This window comes from Fundidesulfovibrio sp. YSD1 (assembly GCF_055397115.1).
Window position 1 is genome coordinate 421234 of sequence record NZ_AP043666.1, and the last position, 23128, is coordinate 444361.

The 23128-nt window shown below is 65.7% G+C and carries 15 protein-coding genes, 1 tRNA gene and 1 other RNA gene; 8 read left to right on the top strand and 9 right to left on the bottom strand.

Translation table 11 applies throughout. The features are described from left to right. Window positions 1-58 precede the first annotated feature (58 nt). From ACZ5V4_RS02120 to ACZ5V4_RS02135, 4 genes are all read right to left on the bottom strand, one after another. Complete coding sequence (locus ACZ5V4_RS02120; protein ID WP_464316531.1) at window positions 59-1753, bottom strand: CHC2 zinc finger domain-containing protein; 1695 nt, start codon at window positions 1751-1753, stop codon at window positions 59-61. A gap of 343 nt (window positions 1754-2096) precedes the next feature. Then, window positions 2097-3755 (bottom strand): DNA primase family protein, encoded by a 1659-nt coding sequence (locus ACZ5V4_RS02125; RefSeq protein WP_464316532.1) that lies wholly within the window; start codon window positions 3753-3755, stop codon window positions 2097-2099. A gap of 629 nt (window positions 3756-4384) precedes the next feature. After that, window positions 4385-7075, bottom strand: coding sequence for a PAS domain S-box protein (locus ACZ5V4_RS02130; RefSeq protein WP_464316533.1), 2691 nt, complete (start codon window positions 7073-7075; stop codon window positions 4385-4387). A 69-nt stretch (window positions 7076-7144) separates the two neighbouring features. Continuing rightward, complete coding sequence (locus ACZ5V4_RS02135) at window positions 7145-9424, bottom strand: Rossmann fold nucleotide-binding protein (protein ID WP_464317803.1); 2280 nt, start codon at window positions 9422-9424, stop codon at window positions 7145-7147. 218 nt (window positions 9425-9642) lie between these two features. Between ACZ5V4_RS02135 and ACZ5V4_RS02140 the strand changes: the two genes are divergently transcribed. From ACZ5V4_RS02140 to ACZ5V4_RS02175, 8 genes are all read left to right on the top strand, one after another. Beyond that, entirely contained in the window at window positions 9643-10557 is a 915-nt protein-coding gene (locus tag ACZ5V4_RS02140; RefSeq protein ID WP_464316534.1) for an NAD(P)/FAD-dependent oxidoreductase, read from the top strand. Window positions 10558-10647: 90 nt separating this feature from the next. Next, window positions 10648-10723: transfer RNA gene (locus ACZ5V4_RS02145), tRNA-Ile, on the top strand. A 130-nt stretch (window positions 10724-10853) separates the two neighbouring features. After that, the gene (locus tag ACZ5V4_RS02150; RefSeq protein ID WP_464316535.1) at window positions 10854-11885 is read left to right on the top strand and encodes a Nif3-like dinuclear metal center hexameric protein; all 1032 of its coding nucleotides are present in this window, start codon (window positions 10854-10856) and stop codon (window positions 11883-11885) included. A 94-nt stretch (window positions 11886-11979) separates the two neighbouring features. Beyond that, window positions 11980-12738 carry a zinc ribbon domain-containing protein gene (locus ACZ5V4_RS02155; protein WP_464316536.1) on the top strand — a complete coding sequence of 253 codons (759 nt, stop codon included), beginning with the start codon at window positions 11980-11982 and terminating at the stop codon, window positions 12736-12738. 33 nt (window positions 12739-12771) lie between these two features. Further along, an RNA gene (gene rnpB / locus ACZ5V4_RS02160) (RNase P RNA component class A) lies at window positions 12772-13138 on the top strand. 68 nt (window positions 13139-13206) lie between these two features. Further along, window positions 13207-14430 (top strand): 2-C-methyl-D-erythritol 4-phosphate cytidylyltransferase, encoded by a 1224-nt coding sequence (ispD, locus tag ACZ5V4_RS02165; RefSeq protein ID WP_464316537.1) that lies wholly within the window; start codon window positions 13207-13209, stop codon window positions 14428-14430. A gap of 101 nt (window positions 14431-14531) precedes the next feature. After that, window positions 14532-15989 carry a cysteine--tRNA ligase gene (gene cysS, locus ACZ5V4_RS02170; protein WP_464316538.1) on the top strand — a complete coding sequence of 486 codons (1458 nt, stop codon included), beginning with the start codon at window positions 14532-14534 and terminating at the stop codon, window positions 15987-15989. A 98-nt stretch (window positions 15990-16087) separates the two neighbouring features. Further along, window positions 16088-17077, top strand: coding sequence for an HD-GYP domain-containing protein (locus ACZ5V4_RS02175; RefSeq protein ID WP_464316539.1), 990 nt, complete (start codon window positions 16088-16090; stop codon window positions 17075-17077). A 106-nt stretch (window positions 17078-17183) separates the two neighbouring features. Here the strand turns inward: ACZ5V4_RS02175 and moaC are convergent, their stop codons facing one another. The 5 genes from moaC to ACZ5V4_RS02200 all read right to left on the bottom strand — a co-directional run bounded on the left by moaC (window position 17184) and on the right by ACZ5V4_RS02200 (window position 23127). Then, window positions 17184-17666, bottom strand: a complete 483-nt coding sequence (moaC, locus tag ACZ5V4_RS02180; protein ID WP_464316540.1) for a cyclic pyranopterin monophosphate synthase MoaC — start codon at window positions 17664-17666, stop codon at window positions 17184-17186. Further along, window positions 17666-18781 (bottom strand): molecular chaperone DnaJ, encoded by a 1116-nt coding sequence (gene dnaJ, locus ACZ5V4_RS02185; protein ID WP_464316541.1) that lies wholly within the window; start codon window positions 18779-18781, stop codon window positions 17666-17668. The genes moaC and dnaJ overlap by 1 nt, the downstream gene beginning before the upstream one ends. A 9-nt stretch (window positions 18782-18790) precedes the next feature. Further along, entirely contained in the window at window positions 18791-19015 is a 225-nt protein-coding gene (gene rpoZ, locus ACZ5V4_RS02190) for a DNA-directed RNA polymerase subunit omega (protein WP_464316542.1), read from the bottom strand. Between the two features lie 149 nt (window positions 19016-19164). Continuing rightward, entirely contained in the window at window positions 19165-21120 is a 1956-nt protein-coding gene (locus tag ACZ5V4_RS02195) for an OPT family oligopeptide transporter (RefSeq protein ID WP_464316543.1), read from the bottom strand. A gap of 27 nt (window positions 21121-21147) precedes the next feature. After that, window positions 21148-23127, bottom strand: coding sequence for a DUF6785 family protein (locus tag ACZ5V4_RS02200; protein ID WP_464316544.1), 1980 nt, complete (start codon window positions 23125-23127; stop codon window positions 21148-21150). Between the last annotated feature and the right edge of the window lies 1 nt (window position 23128).

The window sequence follows — 23128 nt, forward strand, 5'->3', positions numbered from 1 at the left end:
CTACGTCCCCCGCGCCACGCGTGGCTGGAGGGCTGGGGTTTCCTGGCCGGATGCCCTCTCATCCGGCCGCCGGAAGGAGCTGCAACTCCGACCGGCAGCCCTCCTCACATCGAGCCCCGGACCTGAACCCGGGCCTCCAGCAGTCCACGCGGGTCCAGCCCTCGAAGGCCAGCCCACCGTCCACAGTCACCAGCACCGCCCACTCCCCGCCGTCACCGTCCGGCGCGCCGTGGCAGTCCCGGCCGTCCACCGCCCGCAACCGCTCGGTATCGATCAGGGCGAGAACCGCTTCCAGGCATGGGCCGAAGAACTGCTCGCGCACCTTCGCCCATTTCATGCCCTGCTCGAGAACCACAGCCGCATCTGCCCAAAGAGCCAGAGCCTGCCCCTCCCCCCTTCCGGACAGCAGGACAGGATAGACCCTGAGCTCGCGCATAAGGCCGCACAGATCCTCAAGCGGAGCGCGGACGCCGCCGAAAAAGTCCAGGTCCTGTTCGGAAAGCTGGTGCATCCAGGATGGAAGAAGCACAGAGGGACGGGTAGGTTCGAAGGTTGGCGGTACGGCCTGAACAAGTCCGGCGCGATCTCCGGAGGCGGACAAACCTGCGGTTTCGGCTGAATCACGGCAGAGCGCGCGCCTCTCCGCCCTCTCCGCCTCGCGCCGCACGAACGAGGGCATACCCGAGAGAAGCCATTCCCGGATATCGAGACCGGCCTTCACCGCGTCGCCGGGGTCCTTGCCGAACCTGGGCGGGACCGGCCAGCGGCGGACGTTGGGGAATTCCTTCTCCCAGAAGCAGTGGGTGTGCTGCGCGCCGGCGGCGTCCAGATCCAGGGAGTTCAGGATGAGCTCGGCCCTGCGGAGCACCGCGGCGGCCTCGGCGTCCGGCCGGACCGACACTGAGGCAAGCCCGACCGCTCCCACACGGAGCCTGCGGCCGACGCCCCAGACCATGGCAGCATCCCGGTCCGACTCAACCAGCACCCACACAGGCCAGGATTTGTCGCCGTAGAGTGACACCCTGGTGGAGCTGCCGACCACGGCATGGTATCGTCTGCCCCTGGCCCATTCCGGGCCCGTGTCTGGGTTCGGCCTTCGGATACGCAGTTTGATCACCTCGCCGTCGCTGGCGAAGGGCAGCACCAGGCCTTCGGGGATCCAGATTTTCGATTCCAGACCGCCGTTGCCGGTGGCAAAGGGCAGGCCCCAGGATGTCACCGGCCGGAACGTGTCCTTTACGTTCCAACCCAGGCGGCAGGCCCTGGCCACGTCCATTGGGATGCCCCAGGCCGCCAGCTGCTCCTGCACCGAGACGGTGCGCTCCAAGACCTCGGCGCATTCTCGAGCGAACGTAGCCGCCTTCTCGCGCCACCTTTTCGGAGGGACGCCCTTCTCCTCGGGTGTCCAGCCCCGAGGCTGAGGCTTGGCCCGCAACGGCCGCCGGGGATTGATGTGTTTGCCCGCCTGTTCAGGGGCGAAGCGGTCACGGAATTCCGTGAAGCCGGCTGTGTCGTCAAGAGGGCGGCCCTGCAGGGCGCAATAGATCCCGATGAGGTCCGAGGCTTGCCCGCAGGAATAGCAATGGCCGCAATCCTTCGCGGGGTCGTAGAAGAATGCGCCGCCAGGGGTGCTCTCCACGTGGAAGGGGCAATGAGCCGCGACCTTGCCCCCGTGGAGCTTCGCGCCCACGAGAATCTCCAGGGCAATGCGCTCACGGTCGGCGACGCCGAACCAGTCTTCCGACTTGCCCATCACCCCTACCCCCTTTCTCCACGGGAAATCCCGCGAATGGGCGAATGGACAGATGAACCCGCAGGTGTATGCGACCATCCGTGCGGGCACAGAAGACAGAAAATGTAAACTATGTTAATGATATAAGCATGAAACTGCGACCATTCGACCTTTTCAGGCGACAATCGGCGACTATCGCAAAAACACCTATTGTCCCTTAATACTACTATACTTTTTATTATTTCCTTACTTAAGGGTAAAAAGGTCGAATGGGTGAATGTCGAAAGGCAACAACCTGTCATTTCAGGAGAAACAGGCTGCACCCTTTCCCAACGATCCCTGATGAAATGGTGCGAAGGGTGCATCAGCACAGCCCCCTCTGGGAATCCGCCCTCCACTCGTCACGGATCCGTAAGCCGCGGTAAAAGACCAGGCGGCTCTCGATCTTCTCGATGTCGGGGCGCATCTTCAGTTCGCCAGCCAGCGACTTCATGGTCTTCACGTGCTTCTCAGGGATGCGCATCTCCTTGACGCACCACTTGTGGAACGCGTCATAGAGCTCCTTCATCTGCTCCTGGTGGTCCGGGTCCGCGTCGCAGCATTCGCGCAGGAACTGGCCCACCAGATCCTGCTCCTCGCGGTACTCGTTGGTCTCTGCCAGCACGCACGGCGGCGCCTTAGGCATGACTCCTCCTCGATCAAGAAACTTCTTTGCGTTGCGAACGAACCAGGAAAGGATGGCCGGCGCGATCTCCTTGAACTGCTTGTCCAGGAGGTGCCTGGGGATTGCGTGATAGACGTGCTCGGACGGCCGCTCTGGCCCTTCGTCGGAGCGGATAAACTTCGCCTTGAAAGGGAGGACCTTCAGGCGGTCATAGAACGCGTTGTCGTTGCCCTCGGCTTTGGGGAGGAAGTTCGAGTGCAGCAGGAGCGTGTGAGTCTGGTCGAATTCGACCGACTCGCGAGAGTAGAGACCTCGAGCCTTCAACCGGTCGCCGCCAGCGGTGTATCGCTTGATGTTCGCCAGGGAGAACCGGTGGTTGCGTTGCGCCTCCGAGGTCACGGCCAGGCGCAAGCCTCGAAACTCGAGAACGTCGGGGGTCGCGCCCGAACTGGCTCGGATTTGCTTCTCCTCCAGGAGCGACTCCACGCGAATCGTTCCCGAGAAATCGCCCAGCACTGCCGCCATCCAGTCGAAGATGAGCGACTTGCCGTTGTTTCCTCCGGGGCCGTAGGCGCAGAAGAAGTCTTTGGTCTGGATCCCGGTGGCCGCTGACCCGGCGAAGCAGCCGAAGTACTCGATCAAGTCGTCCTGGTACCGAAGCGCCTTGGCCAGGATTTCGTCCCAGAGCGCGGATTCTTCGAGAAGTCCTCGGTACTCGATTGGCGAGGCTTTGTTGAAGAACTGCTCCGGGGAAGCCTTCAGCTTTTTCCCGGTCTCCAGGTCAATGACACAATTGGCGCAGGGGAGAAGCGTGGTGTGGCGGTTCCATTCGTCTCCAGATATCCCGAGAGAGTTGGGGCCGGACGTGGCTATCTTCAGGACTTTGGTCACCCTCGGGTAATCAAGCAATGACCAAGCTCGCCCGTTGAAATTCGCCGATAATTTCTTCAGCCTATTGTATTCGTCCTTCTTGTCAGCATGCTCAATCTCTTTTGCCGCTTTAGCATAATGTATTCCACGACTTGCATAAAGGTCAGAGACCTTGCGCATATCATGCACAAGCTCCTTGTTTCTGGCCTTATAAAAGTGTGTACAATTGAATCTATATGTTTCATCGGTAGTATTGTCATGGACATACTTACCGCGAAACAATTTGATGGTTAGATCAGCGTCACCGTACTGGTTTTGATAATATGCTGCTTCAATTTCATCAGGATGTATTGCAACTTCATGACTAGTTAATTCATCTGAACTCCCACCTTGAACACTGCAAAACGCACTTGACTCTTGCACAACTGCATTCTGAACTTCTTCTGCAATACCACAAGATCCACCACAGATGAGCTTATCATTGTTCATGACGACACCCGTTACAACTGGGTGTCAGAGGGGAACGAACCCCTTTTGTCCGTTTGTCCGGCGGAATTATTCCATGAAAATCCGCGAGGTCTTGCGGTCGCAAGCGCCCGCATGGTGGGATGCCCCTGGAAGGACCCGAGGGAACGGGGCCAGCCGACAAGGGCAAGCGCCAAGCCCACTCGGCTTGACGACCATTCCCTGGTCTTTTTGACCAGGGGGTGGGAGAGGGGGAGCGGCGAAGTGCAAAGCGAGTGGTTGCAGCCGCAATGCGGCTGCAGACATTCAGATGCCAGACATGGTGGGTGTGGTTTATCGTGACGACACTGGGGTTAACGCAGAGGTTAACAGCTGAACTTGAAAAGAGGGCGAACTGGCACTTCGCACATTCTTCACCAATTTCTGAGAGCAAGACGAGAGTAGGACGTGGGAACGTCGAGTATCTGGGCCGCCAGCCTCCGGAGCCAAAGGCCACAGGTTCGAATCCTGTACTGCCCGCCAGAAAGATTTCAAGGGGTTGCGACGGAATGTCGCAACCCCTCTTCTTTTTCTGTAATTCGGGCGCGGATACCCTGGGCCGTTGGCTCCGGAGGCCAACTCCTTTTACCGATCAGAGTGGAAACAATACCCCTTCACCCCTGCCCCACCGCGTACCCCGTCTCGAACTTCTGAAGGGCGGTCCTGATCTCGGCCAGGGAGACGGACGCCCCGGCCTGGTCGCCCGCGCGGCAGGCCATGTCGAACGACGCCCCGGCCTGGTTGATGCCCTCCACGCCGAAGGCCAGCGACGTGCCCTTGATGTCGTGGCCGACCTTGGCCGCGTTGGCCAGGTCTCCGTCCTCGAGCAGTTGCTGGGCGAGGTCCGTCTTTTCGCGGATGAAGAGGATGTAGTCCTTGAGCAGCGGCTTGAACGGGTCGGGCACGCCGGTCGCGGGCGGCGGGGCGGCCTGGGCGTCGTGCTGCCCGGCCAGGCGCTCCACGGCCTTCTTGATGGACTCGAGGGTCACGGGCTTGGCAAGGTATTCGGTCATGCCCGCGTCCAGGAAGCGCTCCCGGTCGCCCTGCATGGCGTAGGCCGTGAGCGCCACGATGGGCAGCCTGGCGGCGGCAAGGCCGCAATCGCCGGAGCGGATGCGCCGGACGACCTCCAGCCCGTCGAGCTTGGGCATCTGCACGTCCATGAACACCATGTCGAATTCGTCCTGCCGCAGCGCGTCCAGGGCGGCCTGGCCGTCGGCCACCCCCTTCACGTCGTGCCCCAAAAGCTTCAGGTACTGCTCGAACACGTGGCGGTTGAAGGGGTTGTCCTCGGCCACGAGCACCCGGGCGCGCGACACGGCCGGGTGCGTGTCCAGGGCCTGCGGCAAGGTGGCCTCCAGGCCCTTGGCCAGCTCGAACACGCAGTTGAAGTGGAACGTGCTGCCTTGCCCCTGCGTGCTCTCCACCCAGATGCGCCCGCCCATGAGCGCCGTCAGCTCCCGGCAGATGGCCAGCCCCAGGCCCGCGCCCTGGTAGGACTTGGAATAGGACGAATCCGCCTGGCGGAAGCTCTCGAAGATGAGCGCGGTCTGGCTGGGAGCGATGCCGATGCCGGTATCGGCCACGGAGAAGTGCAGCATGGCCAGGCTCGGCGACACGGCGGCCATGCGCGCGACAGCCACCTCGATGCGGCCCTCGCCGGTGAACTTGCAGGCGTTGCCCAGGAGGTTGGTGAGCACCTGGCCGAGCCTCACGGGGTCTCCCAGCAGGAATTCTGGCACGCCGGGCTCCACCCTGGCCGAGAGCCCCAGCCCCTTGGCCTCGCAGGGCGAACGGAACGGGGCCAGGGCCTTCTGGATGACGTCCGCGAGCCGAAACGGCCTGCATTCGAGTTCCAGCTTGCCCGCCTCCACCCGTGAGAGGTCCAGCACGTCGCCGATGATGGCCAGGAGCGTCTTGGCCGACTCCGAGATCATGCGCAGGTGCTGGCTGGAGGACTCGGGGTCCGGCACGCGCAGCGAGAGTTCGGCCAGCCCCAGGATGGCGCTTATGGGCGTGCGGATCTCGTGGCTCATGTTGGCCAAAAATTCGCTCTTGGCCCTGCTGGAAGCCTCCACCGCGGCCAGGGCGGCCTGGAGCCGCTCCCGGCTGGCCTTGCTCTCGGTCATGTCGCTTATGAAGGCGTAGCAGTAGTCCACGGAGCCGCTGGCGCGCTTGTGCAGGTGCACGTACATCTCCACGGGCACGCGCGAGCCGTCCTTGCGCAGGAACTCCTTCTCGTAGCGCACGGGCTGGCCCGTCTGCGTGAGCCGCCCCAGGTGCTCGCGCTCGGCGGCCAGGTTCTCGGGGGGGCTCAGGTCCTCTATCCAGTCCAGCCAGAGCAGTTCGTCCCGGGAGTAGCCCAAAAGGTCCGCGAAGGCCTTGTTCAGGATGGCGATGCGGCCGTCGGCCTGGGCGGCCAGGAAGGGCTGGAGCGAGTTCTCCAGGAAGTCGGAGAGCAGAGCGGCCTGGATTCGGCTTTTCTTGAGCGCCTCCTCGGCCTTGACCTGCTCGGTGATGTCGTGGCCGAAGGAGACCACGAACACCTGGCCGTCCACGCCGGGGAAGCGGCTGTTCTGCCAGGAGATGAAGCGCAGCACGCCGCCCTTGGTTACCACGGGGTTTTCGTAGAACTCGGGGAAGTCGGTGTCGTGGAGCACCGAGCGGAAGGTCTCGGGGATGTCCGGGAAGCGGTCGCGGGGAACGAGCGCCTCGAACCAGTCCGTGCCGATGAGCTCCGTGCGGCTGTAGCCCGTGAGGCGTTCCACGGCCTTGTTGCAGATGAGCACCCTGCCCGAGGCGTCCAGGCAGACCACCAGGGTCTTGGCCGACTCGATGAGCTGCTCCAGGAAGGCGTTGGCGCGGCGCAGGTCCCTGGCGGCCTGGGCGCGGCCGGTGATGTCCGTGGCCGCCCCGTGGAAGGCGGCGGCCCGGCCGTACGGGTCTCGCCGCACCCGCCCGCGCGCGTGCACCACGCGCGTCTCCGCGTCGGAGCGGCGCACGACGCGATGCTCGATGTCGAAGGGGGCGGCCCCGTCCAGCGCGTCGCGCAGCGCGGCCATCACCGCCAGGCGGTCGTCGGGATGGATGAGCGTGAACATCTCGTCCATGGACAGCCCGGCCTGCTCCACCCCATGGATGTCCAGCCACTGGCGGGAGAACAGCGCGGAATCGTTCTCGATGTCCCAAAGCCAGGAGCCCGAGCCAGTCAGCTCCTCGCCTTCGTGGAGGACGGCGTAGCTCTTGCGCAGGGAGCGCAGCTCTTCGAGGATCTCCTCGCGGCTCATCTGGTCATCGAGGCGCATCGAGCGCTCCGTGCGGCGACGGCTTCCACCGTGTTCGGGTTGTCCCCGGGGACGGGGCGGACTCCCCGGCTATCCTCTTGCCTCGGCCATTTCCAGAGCCCTGTCAATATAGGGTGGTATGGCCACCCCGGCGCGCGCCAGGTTGTCCCTGGCCGAGGCCACCTTGTCCAGGGAGATGCCCGCCTGGCGCCAGTAGGCGGCCGGGTCGTCCAGGAAGGCCTTGATCACTTCCAGGGCCTCCTCGTAGGTGCGCACCAGGTGGCAGCAGTTGACCACCCACATGGGCCCGAGCGGCGGGATCTCCACCGACCCCACGTCGTGGGCCGTGGAGATCTCCTGGAACTGCTCGATGGACTTGCGCCACAGGTTGCCCGCGTCGCCGCCCAGCCCGAGCGGGTCCACGAACACGTAGGGCGCGGGCAGGCAGTGGCCGATCTTCATGAACGTGAGCGCCATGTTGATCTCGTAGCAGGTGCCGTAGCCGCCGATGTTGAACACCTTGAACAGCGAGCGGCGGTCCAGGATGTCCTGGCGCGTGTTCAGGGCGATGTTCACGAACTGCACCACGGCCTCGGGGGAGAAGTTGGTCTCCTGGCCGATCCTCTCGCCGTCGATGCCCACGCCGATGCGGCAGATGCCGTGGCGCGCGGCCGCGTCGTCCACGGCCTTCATCACGCCGGGGCCGCTGCCGTGGGCCACGGCCAGGGACTCGCCCAGGCGGGGGTCCGAGGCCAGGGCCGCGAAGAAGGTCTCCAACTGGGGCAAGAGCAGCGGCTTTATTTCATCCACGGCCGAGCCGAAGAAGGCCACGGTGGTGTGCACCTTGGCGATGCGCTCCTTGCCCTCGGCGCTGACCCAGAACCCGCCCCTGAACTCGCGCACGTGACAGCGCTCCTCGTCGCCGAAGATCATGTAGAAGCGCATGCCCTCGCGCCACAGCCGCGCCAGTTCCTCGTAGGAGGACTGGTCCAAATAGTATTCGGGCTTCATGCCGTTGCCGCCCGCGCGCATGTTGATGCTCTTTATCACCACCACGCCCACGCCGTTGCGCTTGAGCACGCGCAGGGCGTCCACCGGGGGCAGCGAGTCGGAGGCGAACACCTTGGAGAGGCTCTGCTCCCCGCCCACGTACTTGAGGTCCTGCAAGAAGCCCCTGAAGCGCTTGGGGATCTCCTCGCCCGCCAGCACCGACTCGGGCACGTTGCCGCGCGCGCACTCGTAGACGAGCCGCCACTGGAACTCCGGTATCCAGCGGCCGTCCTCCTGCTCCCAGGGGATGTTCACGATGCGCCCGGGCATGAGGATGCGCCCGTACATGCCGCCCCGGCCCGGGGCCGGCGATATTTCGTCGAAGAGCGCGTTGCAGGCGCTGGGGTTGAAGATGTCGGTGATCTCCGCGAAGTCCACGCCCCTGGCCAGGATGGCCGTGGCCTTGCCGGGCTTGAGCACCCGGGAGGAGATTGAGGCCACCAGTTCGTCGGCCGGGTAGAGCTTGATGCGGATGCGCAGCCCCCGGCAGTCCACGGGGTCGTCGCCCTTGTTGTAGATCTCGGCCTGGCGCAGCGTGCCGATGCCCGTGGTGCGCACGCCGTCCAGGAGCCTGGAGGCCAGGTGGAACACCGCCGGGTTGGAGAGCTGGCGCGAGATGAAGGCCATGTAGGGCCCAAGCGAGATGCGCACCGCGCTGACCATGAACTCCTTGGGCGCGATGACCTCGGGCAGCCCCGAGGGCGCGGGCTGCTGGAACATGGACAGGCCGTGCTTGCCGCGCACGATCATCTCGTTGAAGTTGTTGGGGATGGAGATGAGCCTCTGGGAGATGATGTAGCGCACGTTCTCCAGCGGAATCTCCACCACGCCGTCCGGGCCGATCTCGTAGTGCTCGGGCAGCAGGAGCTCCTCGCGCTCGAGCGCCGCCATCACCTCGGAGCGGCCCAGGTGCTGCCCCATGGGCACGAAGAGCCGCCCGATGTCCACGGGCGAGCGTTTGGCCAGGGCCTGGAGGTTGGAGAGCGATTCGGCAAGGTGCTTGTTCAGCGCCGTGACCACCACGGGCAGCTCGATGCACTTGCCCGCGTCGGAGATCACGGGCTCGCCCTCGCCCAGGTGTATGTCGATGCCTATGCGCGAGTGGCCGCTGCGGCCGCTGATGTCGAGGAAGTCCTCCAGGGGGCGCCCGGACTGCCTGGCCCTGTCGGCCATGTCTCGCACCAGCCCGCGCAGGGCGTCGGAAACCTGGCTGAAGCGCATGGTCCCGAACAGCTGGGGGGCCGCGAGTTCCTGGTTGAAATGGATGACGCTGGCTTCCACCAGCTGCCCGTCTCCGGTAACGAAAGGAGCCTGTTTCATTTGGGGCACGAAATCCTTCTAGTTTCTAATCTCAACTCTGCCAGGATGTTACGATGAAACGCACGCGGTGGCAACAACCCTCGGAAATCCCGTAATTCCGGACAGCCTCCAAAAGCGTGTCCCGCGCGTAACCCGGCATAGCCCTTCCTTTTTTCCGGCAAAGGCTTATACTGGGAGACAGTTTTTGCAACTTACGGACCGGCCCAGGAGCTTCAGTCATGGAAAAGACCCAGTGCGTCATCGTCGGCGCGGGCCCGGCAGGGCTCTCCGCCGCCATCTACACCGCCCGCGCGGGCATGGACACGGTCGTCATCGGCTGCGAGCCCAAGATCGCGGGCGACTACGAGATAGACAACTACTTCGGCTTCGAGGAGACCATCACCGGCCGTGAGCTCATGGAGCGCGGCCTCAGGCAGGCCGAGCGTTTCGGGGTGAAGGTCAGGCGCGAGAAGGTGCTCTCCGTGCACCACGGGGACGAGGGCGGCTTCACGGTGAAGACGGACGCGGGCGAGTACTCGGCCTGCGCCGTGATCCTGGCCACGGGCGTGAGCCGCAACAAGCCGAAAATCCCGGGGCTCGCGGACTACGAGGGCAAGGGCGTGTCCTACTGCGTGTCCTGCGACGGTTACTTCTTCAGGGGCAAGCCCGTGGTGGTGGCGGGCGAAGGCATCTTCGCGGCCAACCAGGCCCTGGAGCTGCTGAACTACACACCGGACGTGCGCGTCTGCACCCTGGGCAAGGAGCCCGCCATCCCGCCGGAGTTCATGGCCAGGCTGGAGGCAGCCTCCATCGAGGTGGTGCGCGAGAACGTCACGGCGCTTTCCGGCAACCCGGGGCTCGAATCCCTGACGCTCGCAAGCGGCAGGACCATGCCTGCCCACGGGCTGTTCATCGCCCTGGGCGAGGCCTCCTCCACGGACTTCGCCTACACCCTGGGCGTTTCGCGCAAGGGCAACTTCCTCGAGGTGGACCCGGAGATGAAGACCAACGTCGAGGGCGTGTTCGCGGCCGGGGACTGCACGGGCGGGTTCCTCCAGATCGCCGTGGCCGTGGGCGAGGGGGCGCTGGCGGGCAAGTCCGCCATCACCTGGCTCAAGGAGCAATGCCCGGCCAGGGCGGCCAAGGGTTCCTGAAACATGCCGTTTTTTTCCGGCGTTCGAAACGAAACAGGTTGACATGACCACACTGGGAAGCTATGAGTCCTGATTCAGACATGAGCATGGGGGCCTATAGCTCAGTTGGCAGAGCTTCCGGCTCATAACCGGGTGGTCCCAGGTTCGAATCCTGGTGGGCCCACCACGCTTCTCAAGGAAGATTCGTTGACAAGAAACGACGCGTTGCAGCTTCTTTTTTCCAGCAAAACGCCAAACGCACGTGAAAAGGCGCTTTCCCAGGGGTCTACCCGGAAAGCGCCTTCTTTTTTGGAATAATGAAAATCTCAGAACTTTTTTCCGTCATCGAAGATATCGCGCCTCCGCGCATGGCCGCCTCCTGGGACCGCTGCGGCGTCCAGGTGGCCTCCGCCGCCACCGAGGCCTCCAAGCTGGCCGTGGCCCTGGACCCCACCCCGGAGACCCTCGCCAGGGCGCTCCAGTGGGGCGCGCAGGCCGTGCTCACCCACCATCCCCTGGGCAAGACCCCGCGCCTGCCCGACAGGCTGGACACGCACCACGAGGCGCTCAGGCTGCTGCTTGGCCACGGGGCCTGGCTCTTCGCCGCGCACACCTCGCTCGATTGCGCCCCGGGCGGCCCGGCCGCCTGGCTGGCCGACGAGCTGGGCCTGACCGGAAGGGCCATCCTCGACCCCCAGGGCGCGACCCCGCGCGTCATGGCCTTCTACAAGGAAGTGGCCACGGACGGCTTCGACGGCCTCGTGCTGCCGGACCACCTGGACGTGGACCGCATGCACTTCGACCGCGACGCCCTGCGCCACGCCCCGCAGGCCTTCACCTGCCCCGAGCCCCAGTGGCCCGAAATGCGCGAAATCCTGGCCCGCTGCCAGGACGTCTCGCCCATGACCGGGGCCGTGCGCCTGACCGAGCCCGCCGAGCCCCACGGCTTCGGGCTGGTGGGCAGGCTGCCCGAACCCATGGGCTTCGAGGCTTTCATGCAGGCCTTCTGGAAGGCCGTGCCCCGCTCCTTCGCCACGCTCGTGGGCAAGGCCCCGGAGACGGTGCGCACGGTGGCCTACTGCACCGGCTCGGGCGCGTCGCTGGCGGCCAAGGCCTTCGCCATGGGCGCGGACGTGTACATAACCGGCGACGTCACCCACCACGCGGCCCTGGACGTCATGGGCCTGGGCCTGACCATCGACGCCGGGCACCGCTCCCTGGAAGAAGAGATGACCCGGCGCGCGGCCCTGGCCATCGAGAAGCGTTGCGCCGGCCAGGGGCTGGAGGTGCGCTTCTTCGAGAGCCCCGACCCCATGCGGGCCGTGCTCAGGGACCAGGCGGCGCTCTAGTTTTCACGGCAAGACCATCGACCCATCCGGCTCCACGGCGAGGGCGCCTTAGGCGCGGGATCACCCGGAACCGGCGAACACATCGGAGACGGCAATGTACCAGAAGCAGATCGAACAGTTGGTGATGCTCCAGTTGATCGACGGGGAGATGCTCTCCCTGCGCTCGGAACTGGAGAACGCCCCGCAGGAGATCCAGAGCCTGGAAAAGAAATACCAGGACATGGAAACCTCCAGGAACGTCGTGCGCGAGAAGCTCGGCTACCTCACCGAACAGCTCAAGCGCCTGGAGAACGACATGGAGGAAGACCATGTCCGCCTGCGCAAGTCCAAGAGCAAGATGATGATGGTGGGCAACTCCAAGGAATACCACGCCATGGTGCGCGAGATGGATTCCCTGGAGAAGCTCAACCGCTCCCGCGACGAGGAGAAGGCCGCCTTCCAGGAGGAGTTCGAGCGCCAGACCACCGCCGACAAGGAAGTCTCCGAGCAGGTGGAGGCCGTGAGCTCCGAGCTGGAGGCCGCCCGCGCGGGCCTGGCCGAGCGCATGGAAGCCGCCCAGAAGCGCCTCGAGGAGCTTGGCGGGCGGCGCAAGGAGGCCTGCAAGGTCCTGCCTCCGCCGATCCTGTCGCGCTACGAGTTCATCCGCTCGCGCCTGGCCAACCCGGTCATCGTGTCCGTGGACCTGGGCGTGTGCTCGGGTTGCAACATCTCCATCCCGCCCCAGTACTACATCGAGCTCCAGAAAGGGCAGCAGATCCTCTCCTGCCCCAACTGCCAGCGCCTGATCTACTGGGTGAAGCACATCGTCACCGAGGAAGCCCCCGAGGCCGCCCCGGCCGAGGCCCAGGGCTAGCCTGGAGCCGCAACGCGCTTATTGTTTGACGGGGGAGCCGGACAGGCCGTCGCCGCGGGGAAACCCGGGGAGGAAAGTCCGGACTCCGCAGGGCAGGACGCTGGGTAACGCCCAGGGGGAGCGATCCCCGGAGAAGCGCCACAGAAAGCAGACCGCCAGCCGGGCACGTCCCGGCGGGTAAGGGTGAAACGGTGGGGTAAGAGCCCACCAGTTGCCGCGGCGACGCGGCAAGCTAGGCATGCCCCGTCCGGAGCAAGACCAAATAGGGAAGCGCCCGAGGCCGGCCCGGCCGATGCTTCCGGGTAGGTTGCTTGAGGCGGCGGGTGACCGCCGCCCTAGAGGAATGATGGCCGCCCCGGGCAACCGGGGAACAGAATCCGGCTTATGGCCGGCTCCCCCTCTCGTTTCGCGGGGCGCACCCCTCGGGCTGCGCCCCGCAACCGGTTTGAACGCACGGAGCCTGAACGCATGAACCTCTGGACCATCCTCCTGGCCGCCGGAAGCGGCTCGCGCATGGCCGCCGCGGGCGCGCCCCGCAAGAAGCAGTTCCTGGACGCGGGCGGCGAGCCCGTGTTCTGGAAATCCGCCAGGGCGTTTTCGCGCACGGCCGGGATAGCGGGCATGGTCTTCGTGCTGCCCCCGGACGAATTCGAGGCCGCCTCGGCCGAAATCGCCCGCCTGGACGCTTGCGCCCCCCTGGGCCTGGCCTGGAAGGCCGCGCCCGGAGGCGAGCGCAGGCAGGATTCGCTGGAGAACGCCCTGGCCGTGCTGCCGCGAGGGTGCACCCACGTGCTCGTGCACGACGCGGCGCGCTGCTTCGTCACCCCGGCCGTGGTGGCCCGCGTGGCCGACGCCCTCAAGGAAGGGGCCGAGGCAGTGGTCCCGGCCGTGCCCGTCAAGGACACCATCAAGGAAGTCCGGGACGGCGTGGTCACGGCCACCCCGGACAGAAGCAGGCTCATGGCCGTGCAGACCCCCCAGGGCGTCGCGCTCTCCGTGCTGCGCGAAGGCTTCGACAAGGCCCGGCGCGAGGGCCTCACCGTCACCGACGACGCGAGCCTGGCCGAGGCCCTGGGCCTCACCGTGCGCGTGGTCGAGGGATCGGAGGACAACGTGAAGATCACCACGCCCGAGGACCTGCGCCTGCTTTGCCGCCAAGGCGCCCCCGTGGCCCTGCCCCGCGTGGGCTTCGGCTACGACGTGCACCGCTACGAATCGCCCGCTACGCCCGATCCGGAGAACTCGCGGCCCATGGTGCTCGGCTGCACGCCCATCCCGGGGGCGCCGCGCGTGCTGGCCCACTCCGACGGCGACGTGCTCCTGCACGCCCTGGCCGACGCGTTGCTCGGCTGCCTGGGCCAGGGCGACATCGGCGCGCACTTCCCGGACAGCGACCCCAAATTCTCGGGCGTGGCCAGCTCCATCCTGGTCAGCGAGGTGCTGGCGAGATTCGCCCTGGCCGGGCTCACGCTCACGCACGTGGACCTGACCGTGGTGGCTCAGGTCCCGAGGATCGGACCCCACCGCGAGCACATCCGCCGCAACGTGGCCGGGCTTCTGGGCCTGCCCGAGGAGCGCGTGAACGTGAAGGCCACCACCGAGGAGAAGCTCGGCTTCACGGGCGAGAAGAAGGGAATCAAGGCCTACGCCACGGCCACGGCCGTGGAATTGGCCAGGGACTTTCCGGCCTGAGGCGGCGAGCCGAGGCCGGACAGGCCCGGGCAGGGGGATTCTTGACTTTTGCCCCCCGCTCTGCAACGGGTTTTCCCCCAACGAGACTTCAAGGACGAGCCATGCAGCTTTACAATACCCTCACGCGCTCCAAGGAAGCCTTCACCCCCCTCACCGAGGGCCGGGTCAACATGTACGTCTGCGGCATCACCGCCTACGACTACTGCCACATCGGCCACGCCCGCTCGGCCGTGGTCTTCGACGTCCTGGTGCGCTACCTGCGTTCCAAGGGCCTTGAGGTCCGCTTCGCGCGCAACTTCACCGACGTGGACGACAAGATCATAAGGCGCGCCAACGAGGAAGGCACGTCCTCCGAGGCCGTGTCCGAGAAATACATCGCCGCCTTCTACGAGGACATGGACAAGCTGGGCATCCTGCGCGCGGACCTGGAGCCCAAGGCCACCCAGTACATCGGGGAGATGATCAAGCTCGCGTCCCACCTCATCGACACCGGGCACGCCTACGCCACGCCGGACGGCGACGTGTACTTCCGCGTGCGCTCGTTTTCGCCCTACGGCAAGCTCTCCGGCCGCAACCTGGAGGAGCTCCAGGCCGGGGCGCGCGTGGCCCCGGGCGAGCAGAAGGAGGACCCGCTGGACTTCGCCCTCTGGAAGGGCGCCAAGCCCGGCGAGCCCACCTGGGACAGCCCCTGGGGCCCCGGCCGCCCGGGCTGGCACCTGGAGTGCTCGGCCATGAGCGAGGACCTCCTGGGCCTGCCCCTGGACATCCACGGCGGCGGCCAGGACCTGGTCTTCCCCCACCACGAGAACGAGATCGCCCAGACCGAGGCCGCCACGGGCAAGGACTTCTCGCGCTTCTGGGTGCACAACGGGTTCGTGCAGATCAACTCCGAGAAGATGTCCAAGTCCCTGGGCAACTTCGTGACCATCCGCGACATCTTCCGCTACTGCCTGCCCGAGGTGCTGCGCTACTTCCTGGTCACCTCGCACTACCGCTCGCCCCTGGACTACTCCACCGAGGCCCTGGACGAGGCCGAGAAGGGCATCAGGCGCGTCTACGCCGCCCTGGCCCAAGCAGGCGAGGTGCTGGCCGGGAGCAAGTGGTCCGCCTCGCCCGCGCCCAAGGAGCTTCTCGAGGAACTCGCCGCCCTCGAAGCCGGGTTCGCCCAGGCCATGGAGGACGACCTGAACACCGCCGCGGCCCTGGGCCACATCTTCGGCATGGTCCGCCTGGCCGGGCGCGTGATGGAGGACAAGGGGCTGCGCAAGAGCGTGGGCGGCAAGGAGCTCCTGGAGCGCATCAAGGCGGGCATGGCCCGCTACTCGGAAATCCTCGGCGTTTTCGGGTCCGAGCCCGCGAGGTTCCTGCTGGATCTGCGCGACAGCAAGGCCGCGCGCAAGGGAATAGATGCTTCCCGGGTGGAAGGCCTCATGGAAGCGCGCAAGCAGGCGCGCGCGGACAAGGACTTCGCCCAGTCCGACCGCATCCGCGACGAGCTGGCCGCCATGGGCGTCGAAGTGAAGGACACCCCGGCCGGAGCCGTCTGGGACGTGGCCTGACAGGACTAGACGCGTTCTGCCCGGATGCCCGCGCGCGCCTCGAACCCGAGACCGGGGCCGCGCGGGGAAGTCACCCCGGGGAACGCACGGATTTCGCAGTGCATGAGTTGAACAAGCTGTTTCACGTCGATCCCGACGAGTTCATCAAGATCCCCACGATGCTGGTGTCCTACGACTGCGGCATCAAGTTCGACGTCTACATCCGCAAGGGCGACAACTACTTCCTCCTGGCCCGCCACGGCGAGCTGAGCGAAGGACACAAGTGCCGCCTGCGCGCCCACGACGTGGACGAACTCTTCATCCACTCCCAGGACGTGGCCACCTACGACGAGTACATCGAGCGCAACTTCGCCACGCTCCTGGACAACGACAGCATCCCCCTGCACCACCGCTCACGAATGCTCTACGACTATTCGCTCGGCATGGGCAGGACGCTCCTGAATTCCGGAGAAAAAAGCCTCCCGACGCCGAAGTACAGGGAAAAACTCGAAGCGCTGACGGAAAACACCTACGAGTACATCACGCGCAAGAAAGGCGCGGCCAAGAGCATCGCGGGGCTTCTCTCGCACAACTACCGCACCTACAGCCACTGCGTGAACGTCTCCATCTATTCGATACTCGTGATGGTGGCGCTCGATTACGGCAAGCACCGGGCCAAGCTCATCGGCACGGGCGCGCTGCTGCACGACATCGGGAAGACCAAGATCCCCAGGCAGATCCTCGACAAGCCCGGCCCCCTCACCGACGCCGAGCGCGACGTGATCAACACCCACCCCGCCCACGGCCTGGACGTCTGCCGGGACATGGACCTGGACACCCTGACCCAGGAGTGCATCGTCCAGCACCACGAGAAGCTGGACGGCTCGGGCTACCCATATCAGACCCGGCGCATCCCGGAATACGTACGCATCGTGACCATCGCGGACATCTTCGACGCCCTGACTTCGGCCAGGCCTTATTCCAAGGCCTACACGGCCTTCGAGGCCCTCAAGATCATCAGCAAGGACGCCGAGGCCGGCAGGCTGGACAAGGACCTCAGCAGGCAGTTCGTGCTGATCCTCTCCGACGGCCAGATCGACACGCTCTGATCGGGACGCCGCCCCGGCCCCCCGCCAACGGCTTCGCGCCGTTCGAAAGAAAAAAGCCTCGCCGGTCACCCGGCGAGGCCCAGAAAAACCTTCCCGCTCGCAAGCGTCAGCCCTGCACCCGGAACTCCCCGCTCTTGCCCCCGGACTTGTACAGAAGCCGCACGCGCTCGATCACGATATCCTTCTGCACGGCCTTGCACATGTCGTAGAGCGTGAGCGCGGCCACGCTGGCCGCGGTCATGGCCTCCATCTCCACGCCGGTCTTGGCGCAGAGCCTGGCCTCGGCCTCGATGCGCACGCCCGGTCCTTCCGCATCCAGCTCGAAGCGCACGTCCACGGAGTCGAGCCCCAGCGGGTGACAAAGGGGAATCAGGTCGGAAGTCTTCTTGGCGGCCATGATTCCGGCGATGCGCGCGCAGGCGAAGGCGTCGCCCTTGGGCATGCCCTCACCAGTGAGGATGCGGTAGGTCTCGGGCGAGAGGCGCACGAAGGCCTCGGCCACGGCCGTGCGCACGGTCGCGGCCTTGCCGCCCACGTCCACCATGCGGGCCTGGCCCTTCTCGTCCAGGTGGGTCAGTTCCCCAGCCATCAGGAGCCCATGGCCGCGTCCTTGGCCTTCTTGAAGAAGTTCTTCACCTTCTTGAGGGGCTTGTCCTCCTCGAGCTTGGCGAACTCGCGCAGGAGCTCCTCCTGCTTCTTGGAGAGCCCCTTGGGCGTGAGCACCGTCACCTTCACCAGCAGGTCGCCGCGCACGTTGCGCCCGGGATGCGTCAAGCCCTTGCCCCGAAGCGAGAAGACCTCGCCGGACTGGGTGCCCTTGGGGATTTCCATGGTCTCGTCGCCCTCCAGCGTGGGCACCTTGACCTTGTCGCCCAGCGCGGCCTGAACCATGGTGAGTTCCAGGGAGACCACCAGGTCCTGGCCCTGGCGGCGGAAGACCTTGTCCTCCTCCACGTGGATGACCACGTAGAGGTCGCCCGGGGGGCCGCCGTGCATGCCGGGCTCGCCCTCGCCGCGCAGGCGCAGGCGCGAGCCGTCGTCCACTCCGGCGGGGATGCGCACCTTGAGTTCGCGCACGTCCGGGGTCTGGCCCCGGCCCTTGCAGCGCGGGCAGGGGGTGACGACCACCGTGCCCTCGCCACGGCAGACCGGGCAGGTCACGGCGATGCGGAAGAAGCCCTGGTTCTGGTGCACCTGGCCCATGCCGCCGCACTGGCGGCAGGTCTCGGGCTTGGTGCCGGGGGCCGCGCCCGTGCCGTCGCACTCGGAGCAGGGCACGTTCTTGGGGATCTTGAGGGCGGCCTCGGTGCCCGAAGCGGCGTCGCGGAAGGAGACGCGCAGGTCGTAGCGCAGGTCGTTCCCGGCCTGGGGCCTGGGGCCTCGGCCGCGAGCCGCGCCGAAGCCGAAGAATTCGCCGAAGATGTCGGAGAAGGTGCTGAAGATGTCCTCGGCGTTGGAGAAGCCCCCGAAGCCCGTGTCGCCCAGCCCCTGGTGCCCGAAGCGGTCGTAGCGGGCGCGCTTCTGCGGGTCTCGCAACACCTCGTAGGCCTCGGCGGCCTCCTTGAAGCGCGCTTCGGCCTCGTCGTCGCCGGGGTTGCGGTCGGGGTGGAACTTGAAGGCCATCTGGCGGTAGGCCTTCTTGATCTCGTCCTCGCTCGCGTCCTTGGGGACGCCCAGGATCTCGTAATAATCGGCTTTGGACATGAACTGCGCTTACTGGGGGTTGGCCACGTAGATGCCGGCTTCCTCGATGGACTCGGCGGGCAGCACCTTGCCCCCGGCGATCTCGCGCAGGGAGGTGACGATTTCCTTGTTCTTGCACTCCACCAGGGGGTCGTAGCCCTCGCGGAACTGATGGACCCTCTTGATGGCCATCTGGACGATCATGAAGCGGTTGTTGATACGCTCGAGGCAATCTTCGACTGTGATGCGGGCCATGTTTTCCTCTCGCTTTATCCGCGCGGGATCTCCCGCCGGTCAGAATGTGTGAATAATCAGAATAGTGGAGCCGTCAAGGGGCGGTCGAAAAGCTTGCCCGCGAGACGGAAACAGGATTTATTAGCCGATGCGCCCCCCAGGGTCAACACTCAGTAGGCCAGCCTGCCCAGGCTCTTGAGGATGAGCGTGCAGCCCATGGCGAACATGCCCGTGAGCCCCATGCCGCAGGAAAACCCGGCCAGGAGCACCGGCGCGTACTGGCGCCACATGGCCCCGTACTTCTTGTGGAAATAGTACCGGCCGAGCAGCGCGCCGATCACCTCCAGCACCAGCCCGTGCGGGATGTGCTGGCCCAGGCCGCGCACCACGCCGTAGACCAGGAGCACGGGCAGGCCAAAGGCGTTGAGCGCCGCGTAGGTCACGAGCCCGAGGCCCAGCCCCGCGCTCAGGTAACCGCCGTTCAGGGCCTGGAAGAAGAGCGAGTTGCCCTCCAGGGTGGAGGTCTGCATCAGCAGGCTGTTCAGCGCCTGGAGGTGCCAGAGCTCCTGCGCGTAGGGGTAGGCGGCCGAGGGGATGGGGGCCAGCTGCCAGATGAACTGCGAGAAAAGCAGGCTCGCGATCATCACCACCGGAAAGACCACTATCTCGGCCTTGATGATGCCCTTGAGGCTCGTGCCCGTGAGCTCGATCTCGCGGAAGTCCACCGTGGCCTTGCCGTAGTTGTGGATGGGGATGGGCGCGTACCATATCTCGATGCCGTGGTAGCCGAAGAAGCGCGCGCCGGCGATGAAGCTGGCCTCGCGCACCAGGGGCAGGCTCACGAACTGGCCCGCGATGCCCTCCATGCGCGCCGTGATGTAGGAGATCACCGGCGTGTACACGAAGCCGTAGAGCACGAAGAAGATCCAGGGGAAATCCGGCACGAGCCACAGGCACATGAGCACGTAGGCCAGGGTGGAGAACACGTAGATGGCCACCGACACCCAGAAGTTGATGTCGCCCCGGCTGGGGTGGCTCTTGAACACCTCGCGGTAGTCCACCCTGCCCGGCCCCTTGCGGAAGCTCTTGACCACATGCCAGATGCCTATGACCCCGATGGCCAGGCCCAGGCCCAGGCCGAAGCTCAGGTAGAAGTCGAAGTTGTTGGCGAAGACCGTGTCCACGGTGCCCATGCCCGGGTGCCAGCGGTGCAGGATGCCGTGCTTGTAGAGCATGGGGTTGGCCACGAAGGTGATGATCTGGCCGATGAGCCCGCCGATCACGGCCCAGAACGGCAGGACCATGCCCGTGAACACCAGGCCCAGGTCCAGTTGCAGGCCAGTGGCCACGGCGGGCATCACTTCCTCGGTGTGGCGGGTCAGGTCGATCCAGGGGATGGGGATCAGGCGCACGGGTTCGGTGAAGATGAGCCCCGAGACCACGGGGAAGAGCACGTACAAGCAGCCGAAGAGGATGCCGATCACCCCGCCGATGGAGAACACCCGCCACTTCCAGCCGGTCTTGCGCTCCTCGGCGGACTCGGCCAGGGCCATGGTGCCGAGCGCCCCCACCGGGGCCATGGGGAAGGGCAGCTTCTCCACGTCCGAGGTGATGCGGTAGAGGGCGTAGCCCAGGCCGAAGTGGTCCACGCGCTGCACGATCTGGGAGCCGATGAGCAGGAGCACGGGCGTGAGCCAGTCGCTGTGCAAAAACGTGCGCTCGACCAGCGACTCCGAGCCGATGCCCGGGGCCACCCAGGACGGTATGAATTCCGTGAGCCCGAGCATCTTGGCCGCGTCGGACTGCACGAGGTACTGGTTCCACAAAAGCCCGGAGAACGGCGAATGCATGGCCGCCCCGGCCATGTAGTACAGGATGAAGACTTCCTGCTGCTTGAGGTCCGTGAAGGCCCGCTTGGCCACCTCGGCGAAGAGGATGATGGTCACCCAGCGCGCGGCCGGGCCGATGCCCGCGCCGATCACCAGGTTCAGGTACATGGACCCGGGCATCATCAAAAAGCCGATGAAGATCGCCCCGACGATGGCCTTCCAGTCGAAGCCTTCCTCGAAGTGCGCCGGGGCCTCCAGGAGGTCCCGGTATTCCTTCAGTTCCTTGTCGTCATACATGGGTCGGCCCCGCGTTCGTCCCGGCCGTCATGACGGCAGCACCTGGTAGCTCTGGCCGAGCCACAGCCCCGCCGCCGCGAACACCCCGCCCATCAGGAAGTCCCCCAGGATGAGCCCGATGAAGAACATGCGCACCTTCCTGAAAAGCTCCACCCCGCCGTAGCGCAGGGTCACGTGGTTGCACAGCCAGCCCACCAGGAAGCTGAACCAGAGGATGCGCATGGCCGAGCTGTACATGGTCAGGTAGCCCACCGGGTGCAGCGGCCACCAGTAGAAGCGCTGGAAGCAGAGCACCAGCGCCAGCATCACCGCCGCGCCCAGGCTGGCGAAGGTCACGATCCAGGGGTTGAGCCCCGAGGGGGCGTCCATGAGGCGCTGGGCGTCCTCGTAGACGCGAAGCACCGAGGATATCTCCCACTCGGCCTGCAGGTCGCGCACGCCCACCTTGTGGCAGAGCACCAGCATGGCCGCGAACGAGGCCACCACGCCAACGCCCAGGGCCAGGCACATGCCGAAGAAATAGAGGCGCTTGCGCGCAATCGGCTCCCCCACTTTGGCCGCGTGCACCAGCGAGGGCATGAGCGACTCGCGCAGGTCCAGGAACTGCACCTTCTGCATCACCGCGCCCATGACGAGGCCCGCCTGGGTGAAGAAGCCCGAGCCGAAGAAGGCCAGCAGGCCGTCCGTGGGGGCTGCGGTCAGGGTGAAGTAGGCGATGCCGCCCTGGCAGATCACGCGCGTGGCCACCAGCATGACGATGAAGAAGGCCCCGATGAGCAGCACCGAGACCAGAAAGGGCATTCCGAACCACGCGCACCAGGCCACGAGCCCGCACCCGCCCAGCACCAGCCCCCAGAAGGCCGCGCGCACCGAGAACCACTCGGACTCGCGCGCGTGCACGGGGGCGCGGCTGAACGCGCTTTTCAGCACCTCCAGCAGATGGTGCCTGGACAGCCAGACGATGAACAGGAAGAACACCCCGTAGGCCCCGATCATCTGGGTCTCCTCGGCCATGGTCAGGGTGGGGCCGAAGGTCACGCCCAGCGCCGACTGCGGCACCTGGTAGCCCACCATGGACAGGGCCCCGGAGAAAAGCCCGCCCAGGATGAAAAAGACCCAGAACGACAGCGAGATCTGGCGCGAGGTCAGGTAGGCGAAGCCGATGAAGGCCGGGATGAAGTAGATCTTGAGCTTGGTGAAGCCCGAGAAGAGCCCGGTCTTGGAGAAATACGGCCCGGCCAGCAGCACCGTGGGCACCTGCGGGATGGTGGGCATGTAGGTGGCGAGCCCGTTCATGGTGTGCAGCAGAAGCGGGATGAGAAGCCCGGCCAGGAGGAAGCGGTCCGAGAAGAAGCCGCCCACTTGGCCCTCCTGGAAGGACTCCTCCATCATGTGCGGCAGGCGCAGGAGCGGGAAGTTCATGCGCTCGTTCACGATCCACTGCCTGCTGAAGAGGTTCACCAGGCAGATCATCACCAGGTAGCAAAGCCCGATGAACACGCCCCAGGCAGCCATGGGACCGGCCCAGGCGCTCCAGGGCACGGCCTTCAGTATCTCCAGCCAGCCGAGCCTGCGCCCGTCGGGCAGGCCGTTGTAGAGGAGCTCCACGGCCTTTGGGTCGGAGACGGTCCAGGCCCCGGGCAAAAGCGGGGCCAGGGTCTCGGACCAGCGGTTGCCCGCCGTGGCGAAGTGCTCCACGGCCGTGACGTTTATGAGGAACGTCCTGAAGAGCCCGGTGTAGGCGATGCCCGAGACCACCACGGCCAGCATCCAGACCACCAGGAGTTCCGCGCCCGTGAGCAGCGGCTTGGCCCTGAAGACGCGCGCGCCGAGCGCCACGGCCACCGTGAGGCAGACCAGCAGGATGAACGGGGCCAGGGGGAAGTGCCCGCCGCCCAGCGGCGTGGCCGCCAGGTAGAGGTTGTTGTAGGGCGTGGCCAGGCACAGGGCCGCGCCGGCCAGGACGCCGAGGAGGATCGAGCGGGGACGGATGGTGCTCGCCTGCATG